The organism is Atopobium fossor DSM 15642 (genome assembly GCF_000483125.1).
Taxonomy (GTDB): Bacteria; Actinomycetota; Coriobacteriia; order Coriobacteriales; family Atopobiaceae; genus Atopobium; species Atopobium fossor.
In genome coordinates this window covers 1069800-1081411 of record NZ_KI519553.1, presented here as the reverse complement: position 1 = coordinate 1081411, position 11612 = coordinate 1069800, and the positions used below count along the sequence as shown (strand labels likewise).

The following is an 11612-nucleotide window of genomic DNA, read 5'->3' as shown; positions in this document are numbered from 1 at the left end:
AGGGGTTAAAGCCCCAAGCCATACCAGAGCAGGTGGTCGTAGTACCATCTACGGGAAGCTTGGCTACCATAGAAAGTGCGGGTGTGAGTTGGCGTGTGCCGCCAAAGGGCATGAGGACGGTTGCAGCTCCAATGGTGGAGTCAAAACGTTCAGATAAACCCTTGTTGGATGCAATATTAATGTCAGATACTAAGGAATTCATCTGTTGGGCAAAGCTTGTGCCTTCCCAGCTAGGAGCATAAGATGCACTTGCACATACCCGAGCATTTTGATGTTTGGAGGCGCCATTTGATGCAAGGAATATGCGAGAGATGTCTACAATATTGTTGTCGTTCCAGCGCATGACTAGGCGTTTTTCCTGGGTAACAACAGCAACAGGAGTGGCCTCCAGGTTTTCTTCACGGGCGTATTCTAGGAACTTATCTACATCTTCAGGAGCAAGAGCGACAGCCATGCGTTCTTGAGACTCGCTGATGGCAAGCTCTGTGCCGTCCAAGCCTTCATACTTTTTTGGAACAGCGTTGAGGTTAACGAGAAGGCCATCGGCAAGCTCACCAATGGCTACACTGACGCCACCAGCGCCAAAGTCATTGCATCGCTTAATGAGTTGGCAGGCGTCCTTGCGGCGAAACAAACGCTGGAGCTTACGTTCTACAGGTGCGTTACCCTTCTGTACCTCGGCACCACAATCTTCCAAAGAATCTAGGTTATGAGCTTTGGAGGAACCCGTTGCACCGCCAATGCCATCGCGGCCAGTACGACCACCCAGCAAGATAATGACATCGTTAGGTGCAGGTTCTTCTCGACGAACATGGTTGGCGGGTGTAGCACCTACTACGGCACCAATCTCCATACGTTTGGCAATGTAGCCTGGATGGTAAAGCTCGTGTACTTGACCTGTTGCCAAACCAATTTGATTGCCATAGGAGGAGTAGCCAGCAGCAGCGGTGGTTACCAACTTGCGCTGGGGCAACTTACCTTCAAGCGTTTGGGAAATGGGAACGGTAGGATCACCGGCACCAGTAACGCGCATGGCTTGATACACATAGCTGCGACCAGAAAGTGGGTCGCGGATAGCTCCGCCAATGCAGGTTGCTGCGCCACCAAAAGGTTCGATTTCTGTAGGGTGGTTGTGGGTCTCATTCTTAAAAAGGAACAGCCAATCTTCGTCAACACCGTTGACATCTACCTTGATTTTGACTGTACAAGCATTAATCTCATCAGACTCATCTAGGTTGGTAAGGATGCCCTTATGCTTAAGGTATTTAGCGCCAATAGTGCCCATGTCCATAAGACAGATGGGTTTGTGGTCACGCTTGAGTTCATGGCGCATGTCCAGGTATTTCTCAAAGGCTTTATGAACTGTCGCATCGTCAAATTGAATGGTATCCAGTTCGGTACCAAAGGTGGTATGACGGCAGTGATCGGACCAGTAGGTATCAATCACTTTGATTTCTGTAATAGTGGGGCAGCGACCTTCTTGAGCAAAGTACTGCTGACAAAATTTGATATCTGCAAGATCCATTGCAAGGCCACGATTGACAATAAAATCTGCAAGTTCGTCATCAGAAAGTTCAAGAAAATTAGACAGAACCTCTACTGGTTGTGGAGTTGCTAGCTGCATTTGTAGGGTAGCAGGTAGATCAAGGGATGCTTCACGGGCTTCAACGGGGTTAATAACATAATGTTTTATAGCAGTTATATCTTCGTTGCTAAGGTTGCCAAATAGTAGGTAAACCTTGGCGGAACGTACGACAGGGCGTTCTTTTTGACCAATGAGTTGAATGCACTCACTGGCGGAATCTGCACGCTGATCAAACTGGCCAGGCAAAAACTCAACGGCAAAAATAACCGCATCATCTGCAGTTGGCATCTGCATAGATACAGTATCTACCTGAGGCTCACTAAATACGGTTGGAATACACTTCTCAAAAAGTTCTTGTGAAATGCCTTCAGTGTCGTAACGATTGATAATTCGCACATCTGTTAGTGTGGAAATACCAAGCGTTGTGCGCAGCTCATTACAGAGCGTATGAGCTTCTCCGGCAAACTCGGAGCGCTTCTCGACAAAAACACGTAAGACCATCTGTCCTGCCCTTCTGTGGGTTAAAAGTGCCGTACGGTGAGTCTGTGTTTACTCCTTTACATCATACGTCCCTCTCTTAAAAAGTTGCTTGATAAATGGAACGTTTACTTGATGGAAAGAAAAATCTATGACTGCAAGTTTTTGCTTGTTGTAGTTTGTAACGCTTATAGGGAATTGGTAAGGGTATTATTGACATAGTACGGTTTTTAATCCCATGTAGATGGAGGCTTACATGCTTGTTAATGCAACAGCAATGCTTCGCAACGCAGAGCGCAGTCACTATGGTATTGGTGCATTTAACACCAACAACCTTGAGTGGGCATCTTCCATTTTGGATGCTGCCGAGGAGCTTCAGTCTCCGCTCATTATTCAGTGCACTGGTGGCGCTGCTAAGTGGCAAACAAGCTTTAAGATGGTTTCTTTGATGGTCCATCAGTTGGTTGAAGACAAAAATATTACCGTTCCTGTTGCTTTGCACCTTGATCATGGTACCTATGAGCAATCTTTAGAGTGTATTGCTGCTGGTTTTACATCCATTATGTACGATGGCTCTCATGAAGAGACCTTTGATATTAACCTTGCTCGCACTGAGGAAATTGTAAAACTTGCTCATGGCAAGGGTATCTCTGTAGAAGCTGAGGTTGGTGGCATTGGCGGTACTGAGGATGGTGTAACTTCCAATGGTGAACTTGCTGATCCTCAGCAGTGCAAGCAGATTGCAGATTTGGGCGTAGATTTCTTGGCCTGCGGCATTGGTAATATTCACGGTCTGTATCCTGATAATTGGGCTGGTTTGTCCTTTGAGCGTCTGGGCGAGATTAAGGCTCTGACGGGTAACCTGCCTTTGGTTCTTCATGGTGGCACTGGTATTCCTGTAGATCAAATCAAGAAGGCTATTGAACTTGGTATCTCTAAGATTAATGTAAACACCGACCTTCAGGTTGCTTTTGCAAAGGCAACTCGTGCTTACATTGAATCTGGTGCAGATGAGCAGGGCAAGGGCTTTGATCCCCGTAAGCTTCTTAAGCCTGGTCGCGATGCTATTGTTACGCGTACTAAGGAGCTTATGGTTCAGTTTGGTTCTGATGGTAAGAGCTGGAACTAAGGTTTTGTGTGCACCAAAAACAGTATATCTGCCGATAAAGGCAGTGCTGTTGTACGTGCAGAGGTTAGCTTAAAATGTATTTGTGCGTACAAAGAAGAGCCTCTTGGGGCTCTTCTTTTTTATCTGTGATAGGGCTTCAACTAACCTTCTAGTTCAAGTAACCCTAGAGATAGATTTAGCTTATAAATTCATAAATATACCTATGTTTACCTGGTAATATGTACACCATTAAAAAGGGGTGGAACGACTTATTGAAGCTGGGTAGAATTAAATAGATTCTTTCGGCAGCAGGCCCGCTGCTTATTTTGTACCCGATCAGGAAGGGGCCCTATGACTCGAAAGATGTATAAAAAGGTTGTTGCAGCTATGCTTACAACGTCTTTGTCAGTATGCTGCGTTGGCTTGGCGCTTCCTCAAGTTGCCGTAGCGGATGAGACCTCTGCTACGCTTAAGGCAAAGCTCGATGACGCTAAAGCTCAGTTAGATAAGCTCTACGAGCAGTCTGAGCAGGTTGGTGAGGCTCTGAATGAGACCCAGGTTCAACTTGATGCCACCAACAAAGATATTGAGCAAACTAATAAGGATATTGAGGCAAAAAAGGCAGAGCTTGCAGAGGCACAGCAGACGCTTTCTGGTCGTGTAGCGGCCAACTACAAGAGTGGTGGCACCTCAATGCTCGAGATTATCTTGAGCTCATCCAATTTTGAGGAACTCGCAAATAACCTGTACTATGCTCAGAAGGCAAATGAGTCTGACGAGAAGGTTATTGATCAGGTTAAGACTGTTCAGGCTGAGCTTGATGCAAAGCAGTCTCAATTGACCGAGCAGAAGCAGCAGCAAGAGGATTTGTTGTCTACTCAGAAGGCTCAACAGGCGCAGCTGGAAGAGCAATCTAAGAAGACCGAAGAGTATGTAAACAACCTTGATCAGCAAGTAAAACAGAAGATGGAAGAAGAGCGTAAGGCAGCAGAAGCTGAGGCTCGCGCTCGTGCAGAGGCTGCTCGTCGTGCTGCAGAAGCTAACAATGGCAACTATTTCGATCCTTCTTTGCTGAGTAACAGTGGTAAGAAAGCTCCTAACGCTTCTCATGTGGGAGAAAATTGGCGCAATTCCGTAATTGCTGCGGCAACGTCTAAGGTTGGTGGCGGCTATCGTTTGGGTGCAGAAGGTCCTACGATTTATGACTGCTCCGGTTTAACCCAATATGCTTATCGCACGATTGGCATTTACATCCCACACAGCTCTGCGTCTCAGGCTGCCTATTGTAATAAGCCTGCTTCCCAGGCTCAACCAGGTGATATTGTATGGCGCCCTGGTCATGTAGGTATTTACATTGGTGGAGGTACCACTATTGAGGCTATGAGCCCTAGCCAGGGAATTACCTATGGTTCCTTGGGAAGCTTTAGCCGTTCTGGTTCTCCCGTATAAGTGAGTTGTTTGTACGACTATAACTCAGAATAGCCTATGTTATGAAAAGTCCGGCTGCTTTTTAAAGCGGTCGGATTTTGTTTGTCGTGTAGATATGTGTTACTCCCATAGCGTATAGCTAGTGCGGATTTCAAAATAATCAGGTTCACCATCGGAGTTATAAAAACCCTTCAACATATAACTTTTCCAAAGCATGTAAGGGTATGTTTGCAGCTGAAGGCTTATATAGCGTTCTGCATTTATTTCTTGGTAATCAGCTGGAGTGAGATTAAAAACATCAACAAGTCGTCTGTCTCGAACAGATTGCCATGTAAGTTTGGACAACTGTTGTCCTTCTAGATATACTTCATCAAACCCAGCGTCCTTACTGGAGGCTATATAACTGGTAACAATGCAGTCCTTGAGTTTAGCTGTAGTGGTCCATTGTGGAGTGAGGTATACAACACCATAAGAAACGTCATTACGGGTAAGCTCGAAGGCCCGTCCATAGTGGAAGCTATTGCTATAACGTTGATTGACAACCATGGCTTCAGGATCTACACTTCCGGGATTTGCTCTAACATCTGCATCTTCAAAACTAAAACCTTGTTGTAGAAGCTCAGAAGCAGGAGTAGCTCCTATGACTATACGGCTTTGTGTAACAGAGACGATATAAGGTTTAGCGGGAACGCCCGTCATAGACGTTGTAAGCATTTGAGCAAAGCAGGAAAGAAAGAGCATGCCAATAATTGCATTGGTGGAAGCGTAGTTATGAAACCGATGGGCATGGTTGATGAATTTAAAGATGAATATGAGGCAAGCTTTGACAATGTTACGAAGAGCTATAGTAACTACGCAGAGAAAAAATTCTTGCTTGAAGCATAAAAAAGCGGCTTCATAAACATTGTGTTCTTTACTTAACAATTCAAGGAAACACACAATATTGATGACTGCAAAACTACCTATGAATAGATAGGCTTCTATAAGAGCCTGTACATCAGTAAGGTTTTCATATGAATCAAGCCCGCGCCCTTTAAGAACATGGCTTATTTTGTACATCCAAACAGGAATATGTTGATGTACAAGTACAGCTCTTGTAAATACAAACAGCAAATATGCTGTTGCCAAAAACATACCTATGGTAATCAGATGGAATACTGCTGCAGAAAGTAAAAACCCCATTAATTACCTCTCGTATACAAAATAAGTCCCTGTACTTAGGACTTGAGATAAAACTCAAATAAGTAAAGGGACTTAAAGTGTACCTATAGTGAGGCTAGTTTATCAACATCGGCTTTGGGATTATCAGATGCAATGAGATCTGTGAGATACTTACTATCTAAGAATTTACTGGTTACAATGCCTAAATCACGCCAAATGGGTAGAGTGGTGCATGTTTTAATATGTTCGCAAACCTCACCGGAACTGCAATCTAAACAAGTAACCGGTGCAAGCGTGCCGCCTTCTGCCACACGCAAAATTTCACCCAAGGTGTATTCCTTGGGAGCGCGAGACAGCTTATAACCGCCGCCTTTACCACGCTGGCTTTCTACTAAACCTCCCTTAAGGAGCAGGGAAGTTACCTGTTCAAGATACTTACGAGAAATGCCTTGACGTTCAGAGATATCACCAAGAGAAACCCAACCATCATGCACGGCAAGGTCAGACATAACGCGCAGTGCATAGCGACCTTTAGTGGAAAACATACCGGCCATTATTTTGTCACCTCGATATGTGTGGCAGAAGCTTGAGCGAGCATCTCATCAAGAGTGCGCCAAGCAAGTTCTGCACACTTAACGCGTGCGGGCATGCGAGAAATACTTTCAAAGCAATGTGCATCTTCCAGTTGTGCAAGTACCTCAGGATTAGTTTCTTCACCACGAATCATACGCGTAAACAATGCGCAAGCATCGCGTGCTTCTACAATGGTTTTACCCTCTACGAGTTCGCTCATCATATCTGCGGAAGCCTGGCTGATGGCGCAGCCACTACCCGTCCAGCTTGTCTCGTCAATAATGCCATCGGGAGTAAGACGAACATGAAGGATAAGATCATCGCCACAAGAGGGATTGATGCCTTCATGTGAGCAGGTAGCATCCTCAAGTTCATAGTTGTAATCCGGATGGGCAACGTGATCCATCAGGGCTTGCGTATAAATATTGTCATGAGGCATGGAAAATCTTCCTTACGTTTTGCAAGCCAACAATAAGCTGGTCAATGTCGTTTTTATCGTTATACAACGCAATGGACGCGCGACAGGTGCTATCTACACCAAGCCAGCTGAGTAAGGGCTGGGCACAGTGGTGACCGGCGCGAATGGCTACGTTGGACATATCAAGAATGGATGCAACGTCATGAGGATGCACGCCATGCATGCTAAAGGACACTGCGCCAATGTGGCGTGTAGGCTCAGCGGGACCATGGATGTCAATAAAATCAAGTGAGTTTAGCTGCTCACAGAGGTAGGCAGCAAGATTACGCTCGCGCTGTTCAATAACGTCCATGCCAATTTTTTCGATGTACAAAAGTGCAGCATCAAAGGCGTAAATACCTGCAGCGTCTTGGGTGCCCGCTTCAAATTTCATGGGAACAGGGGCCCAGGTGGCGCTTGTTTCAGTTACGGAGTCAATCATTTCGCCACCCGTGAGGAAGGGGGGCATAGCATTAAGAATATCCAGTTTGCCGTACAAAACGCCAATACCCATGGGGCCGAGTGCCTTGTGTGCCGAGAAAACCATGAGGTCGCAGTCCAGATTCTGAACATTTACCTGCATATGCGGAACGCTTTGTGCACCATCTACTACTGCAATGGCACCCATTTGGTGTGCACGCGCAATGATGCACTTTGTGGGAGTTTCCACGCCTAAGACATTTGATACTTGTGTTATCGAGACAATCTTTGTCTTGGGACCAATAGCAGCATCAATTTGTTCTTGTGTAATCATACCGTCTTTAAGAGGACGCAAGTATACCAGTGTAGCCCCGGTTTGAGCACACAATTGTTGCCAGGGAATAAGGTTAGAGTGATGCTCCATGATGGAGATAACCACTTCATCACCCTTGTGGATAAGCTGTTTGCCTAAGGTTTGTGCAATAAGGTTAAGGGACTCAGATGCGTTACGAGTGAATACAATTTCTTCTGCACGAGCAGCTCCAATGTGGTGTGCTACGTGTTCCCGGGCCTTCTCGATAGCCTGAGTAGCCTGGACCGATAGGGTATACAAGCCACGCAGAGGATTGGCATTCATGGTCTCGTAAAAGGATTTTTGCGCTTCAAGTACAACGGCAGGACGCTGAGCGGTGGCTGCGCTGTCCAAAAACGAGAGCTGTGGATTATTTGCTAATAGAGGAAAATCCTGCTTAAAGGGATTGTACGTAATATTGGTGCGCTGGTCTATTTGCTGATCTGTATGATGAGCTATTTGATTCATGGTTTGATCCATGGGTGTCTACCTCTGTTCCAATTCCTGAGCATCTTCGCTGCCATAAATGCGCTCGGTTGCTGCCAAAACGGCAGCGCGTGCTTCGGGCGTGTTTGCATGAGCATAAGCATCGTCGCAAACAGCATGCGATATAAGGGCAATAGCCTCTGCTTCGCTTAAACCACGGGCATTGAGATATTCAAGCTGTTCGGGCAGGATGGTACCAATGGTGGCGCCGTGGTCTCCGGCTACGTCATCCTCATCGCATAAAATGACAGGGAGGCTCTTGTTAACCACATTTTGGCCGGCTAACAGGACGGTTTCGTTCTCATAGCCAGCTGCGCCCTTAGCACCGTGGATAAGATCGATGGTGTCCCGTAGAGTCTTGGAGCTACCGTCTTCCAACACGCCAGAAATAGCAATATTGCAGCGTGTATTACGGCCACGCATACGAGCAACGTAGTTCATATCCAATGTTTGCCTATTGCGCACGAGATAGCGAACATAAAGCTCAGCGCGAGCATTGGCACCAACCAAATTAATAGCCATGCCACTGGCAGTAGTAAAACCAGATAGAACAAACTGCTTTGCGTCGAGCGTAGCACTATCTTGTAGCTCAATCCCTATGTTATCTAGATAGGTACGCTCATTTCCACAGGTAAAGCTGTTGAGAATAACATGTGCATGGGGATGTGCCACAATGCGCAAGCCCTGCGCAGCAGCGTTTGGCTCATCTGCGCTTGTTGCAGTTGTGGTATGTGTGACATCACTATGAGCACTACGAGTTTCCACAATAGTGATGGTTACCGTAGCCTTGTCTTCTACCACAATGTCATGCGTGAGGTAGGGGCTTGCATCACAGACAAGAATACTCACGTCTTGTGTGGTGCCTGCAGGGACAACTATTGTTGTATGCGCGTTAGAAATTTGGTCAATCCAGGCAGAAGCTTGTGTTCCAGCACCCATCTCTAGAGCAGATAAACTTGTGTCACGTGAGGAAAAAGTTGCGGAATCTAATGATTTATTAGCTGCGGGAACAGTAAGTGTGATGTCGTTGATGCGTAGATAATTCCAAGTTTGAGCAGGAGGGACGTTGACGCCTGTAAGCGTTTGCATTGTCATTATCCAATCGCCCCTTCCATTTCGAGTTTAATAAGGTTGTTCATCTCGACGGCATACTCTAAGGGGAGTTCTTTCGAGATGGGATTTGCAAAGCCGTTAACAATCATGGTGCGTGCTTCTTCCTCGGGGATACCACGGCTCATAAGGTAAAGTATGGTGTCGTCGGAGATGCGTCCAATGGTTGCCTCGTGGCCCACCGATGCTGTAGCGTTGCGTACGTCCATGGCAGGAATGGTGTCTGACCGGCTAATATCGTCAAGCATAAGAGAAGCACAACTTACCGTGGCCTTTGCACGGTCTGCCGCAGGAGTAACTACAATGGAGCTGCGGAAGGTAGAAATTCCGCCACCCTTGGACAAAGACTTGGTAGAAATAGAAGCCTTGGTATCGGGTGCAGACATAATGACCTTGCAGCCAGTGTCTAAGTTTTGTGTGGCTCCAGCAAAGGTGATACCAGTAAACTCACAGGTAGAACCCGCACCTTTAAGGAAAGTTGAGGGGTAGAGGTAGCCTACATGACTGCCAAAGCTGCCAGAGACCCATTCCATATTGCCACCCTCGGCTACCTGCGCACGCTTGGTGTTGAGGTTGTACATGTTCTTGGACCAGTTTTCGATGGTGGAGTAGCGTAAGCTCGCATTTTTGCCTACAAACAGCTCTACTGCACCAGCATGGAGGTTGGCCACATTGTATTTAGGGGCCGAGCAACCCTCAATAAAGTGCAGTTTAGCACCGGGTTCAATAATAATGAGCGTGTGTTCAAATTGACCAGCACCTGCGGCATTAAGACGAAAGTAGCTTTGCAGAGGAAATTCAACTTCTACGTCTTTGGGCACATAGACAAACGAGCCACCCGACCATACGGCACCATGGAGGGCTGCAAATTTATGGTCATGGGGAGGGATGAGCTTCATAAAGTGTTCTTTAATAAGCTCTGCATATTCTCCATGTAAAGCTTCTTCGATGCCAGAGTACACAACACCCATCTGAGCGGCAGTGGTTTGCATATTGTGATACACCAGCTCAGAGTCGTACTGAGCACCAACACCAGCCAAATAGGAACGTTCTGCCTGGGGAATACCTAATCGCTCAAAAGTATCGCGCACTTCTTCGGGAACGTCGTCCCACGTGGTTGCCTGCTTGGTTTTAGGAGCAACGTAGGTGGAAATGTGGTCCATATCTAAACCATCAATGGCGGGACCCCAGTTAGCGGGCATATCCATCTTTTGGTATAGCTCGAGTGACTTCATGCGTAAATCGAGCATCCATGCTGGTTCATCTTTCTTTTTTGAGATGGCCTCTACAATTTGAGGTGTAAGTCCATCTGCATAACGTTCGTAGCCTTCTTCTGACTTGGTAAAGTCGTACAGGCTGCGATCAATATCGTTTACCTGCTCTGTCATTACTCTCCGTCTTTCTGAGTAAAGTAAGACTCAAATTGTTCAAAGCCTTCACGATCGATCTCATCAATAAGAGAAGCTTCGCCTTCTGCAACCATATGACCACGCATCATGACATGGGTCTTATCAACGCTCAGACGCTCAAGAATACGTGTGTTATGTGTGATAACAATAAGGGCGCCGTTACAAGACTCGCGATAGGCTTCGATGCCGCGCGAAACAACGCCCAGCGCATCTACGTCCAAGCCAGAGTCTGTTTCGTCGAGAATGGCGAGCTTAGGTTGAAGCAGCAACAGCTGTAACATCTCCACCTTTTTTTTCTCGCCACCCGAAAAGCCAACATTAAGCTCACGATCTAGATAGGAGGGATCCATATCCAGCTGTGCTGCTAGTTCTGCCACACGAGCACGAAATTGCTTGGACTTCATTTTAAGCTCAGAGCGCTTGTCTACGATGGTGCGAAGATAGCTGTTGAGAGGCACGCCGGGAACTTCTACAGGAGCTTGGTAGGATAAAAACATTCCTGCTAAAGAGCGTTTATCCGAAGACAATTCGGTGATGTCTTGACCATCAAATACAATGGAGCCCTCGGTTATTTGATAAGCGGGGTCACCCATAATTACATGCCCCAACGTAGATTTACCAGCGCCATTATGACCCATTAGAACATGGGTTTGACCAGCGCTTACTTCAAGATTGATACCGTGAAGGATAGTCTTATCCTCCGTACCAGCACTAAGCTCGCTTATGCGAAGCAGAGGTTGCGTCATGTTTTTTCTCCTCACGCCCATATGGGCCCTCCCTAACATGAAGTAGGCTTGCGCAGTGTAAAAACGCGCGCACTTGCAAAAGTTAACCATGGCAAATAAAAACCTACTTCAGCACTAGGATATTATCCCTCAACGGAGCCACTTTATTCCTACAACTTTTGGGGTATTTTGAGAATCACAGGCTATATTCATAGCAATACAACAATGCCAGCAGCATTCATGCAGCAAAGTGCCGTAAAATACTTCGAGACAGGTGTTACGAGATGTACATTTGAATATAAGAAGTTTCAAAAATAGACG

10 protein-coding genes (1 of these 10 only partly in view) are annotated in these 11612 nt (G+C 46.4%); 2 read left to right on the top strand and 8 right to left on the bottom strand.

What is annotated here, in order from left to right; genetic code table 11:
- A protein-coding gene (locus G469_RS0107745; protein ID WP_028264573.1) for a phosphoribosylformylglycinamidine synthase crosses the window boundary here: on the bottom strand, positions 1–2086 show its 5' portion. 1634 nt of this gene lie to the left of the window's left edge; 2086 of the gene's 3720 nt are visible here — the first part of the coding sequence; the start codon lies at positions 2084–2086; the stop codon falls past the left edge of the window.
- A 232-nt stretch (positions 2087–2318) separates the two neighbouring features.
- On the opposite strand from G469_RS0107745, the gene fba reads away from it, so the two are divergent.
- Together fba and G469_RS09000 are read left to right on the top strand one after the other, a co-directional pair.
- The gene (gene fba, locus G469_RS0107740) at positions 2319–3191 is read left to right on the top strand and encodes a class II fructose-1,6-bisphosphate aldolase (protein ID WP_028264572.1); all 873 of its coding nucleotides are present in this window, start codon (positions 2319–2321) and stop codon (positions 3189–3191) included.
- Positions 3192–3521: 330 nt separating this feature from the next.
- Positions 3522–4619 (top strand): C40 family peptidase, encoded by a 1098-nt coding sequence (locus G469_RS09000; RefSeq protein WP_028264571.1) that lies wholly within the window; start codon positions 3522–3524, stop codon positions 4617–4619.
- A 99-nt stretch (positions 4620–4718) separates the two neighbouring features.
- On the opposite strand, the gene G469_RS0107730 is transcribed toward G469_RS09000, so the two are convergent.
- The 7 genes from G469_RS0107730 to sufC form a co-directional block, all read right to left on the bottom strand.
- Entirely contained in the window at positions 4719–5780 is a 1062-nt protein-coding gene (locus G469_RS0107730) for a hypothetical protein (RefSeq protein ID WP_028264570.1), read from the bottom strand.
- An 83-nt stretch (positions 5781–5863) separates the two neighbouring features.
- Positions 5864–6313 carry an RrF2 family transcriptional regulator gene (locus G469_RS08765; protein ID WP_035425453.1) on the bottom strand — a complete coding sequence of 150 codons (450 nt, stop codon included), beginning with the start codon at positions 6311–6313 and terminating at the stop codon, positions 5864–5866.
- A complete protein-coding gene (gene sufU, locus G469_RS0107720; RefSeq protein ID WP_028264569.1) occupies positions 6313–6771 on the bottom strand; it encodes a Fe-S cluster assembly sulfur transfer protein SufU in 459 nt (152 codons plus the stop codon). The genes G469_RS08765 and sufU overlap by 1 nt, the downstream gene beginning before the upstream one ends.
- Positions 6761–8041: an aminotransferase class V-fold PLP-dependent enzyme gene (locus tag G469_RS0107715; RefSeq protein ID WP_245579138.1), complete on the bottom strand. Its 1281-nt coding sequence runs from the start codon at positions 8039–8041 to the stop codon at positions 6761–6763. Before G469_RS0107715 ends, sufU begins: the two co-directional genes overlap by 11 nt.
- A 6-nt stretch (positions 8042–8047) precedes the next feature.
- Positions 8048–9142, bottom strand: a complete 1095-nt coding sequence (locus G469_RS08760; RefSeq protein ID WP_051353831.1) for a SufB/SufD family protein — start codon at positions 9140–9142, stop codon at positions 8048–8050.
- The gene (sufB, locus tag G469_RS0107705) at positions 9142–10545 is read right to left on the bottom strand and encodes a Fe-S cluster assembly protein SufB (RefSeq protein ID WP_028264567.1); all 1404 of its coding nucleotides are present in this window, start codon (positions 10543–10545) and stop codon (positions 9142–9144) included. The genes G469_RS08760 and sufB overlap by 1 nt, the downstream gene beginning before the upstream one ends.
- Complete coding sequence (gene sufC, locus G469_RS0107700) at positions 10545–11312, bottom strand: Fe-S cluster assembly ATPase SufC (RefSeq protein ID WP_028264566.1); 768 nt, start codon at positions 11310–11312, stop codon at positions 10545–10547. Before sufC ends, sufB begins: the two co-directional genes overlap by 1 nt.
- Between the last annotated feature and the right edge of the window lie 300 nt (positions 11313–11612).

Excerpts from the sequence above, each read along its gene's own strand:
- fba (WP_028264572.1), top strand. The coding sequence starts at position 2,319 with ATGCTTGTTAATGCAACAGCAATGCTTCGCAACGCAGAGCGCAGTCAC.
- G469_RS09000 (WP_028264571.1), top strand. The coding sequence starts at position 3,522 with ATGACTCGAAAGATGTATAAAAAGGTTGTTGCAGCTATGCTTACAACG.
- G469_RS0107730 (WP_028264570.1), bottom strand. The coding sequence starts at position 5,780 with ATGGGGTTTTTACTTTCTGCAGCAGTATTCCATCTGATTACCATAGGT.
- G469_RS08765 (WP_035425453.1), bottom strand. The coding sequence starts at position 6,313 with ATGGCCGGTATGTTTTCCACTAAAGGTCGCTATGCACTGCGCGTTATG.
- sufU (WP_028264569.1), bottom strand. The coding sequence starts at position 6,771 with ATGCCTCATGACAATATTTATACGCAAGCCCTGATGGATCACGTTGCC.
- G469_RS0107715 (WP_245579138.1), bottom strand. The coding sequence starts at position 8,041 with ATGGATCAAACCATGAATCAAATAGCTCATCATACAGATCAGCAAATA.
- G469_RS08760 (WP_051353831.1), bottom strand. The coding sequence starts at position 9,142 with ATGACAATGCAAACGCTTACAGGCGTCAACGTCCCTCCTGCTCAAACT.
- sufB (WP_028264567.1), bottom strand. The coding sequence starts at position 10,545 with ATGACAGAGCAGGTAAACGATATTGATCGCAGCCTGTACGACTTTACC.
- sufC (WP_028264566.1), bottom strand. The coding sequence starts at position 11,312 with ATGACGCAACCTCTGCTTCGCATAAGCGAGCTTAGTGCTGGTACGGAG.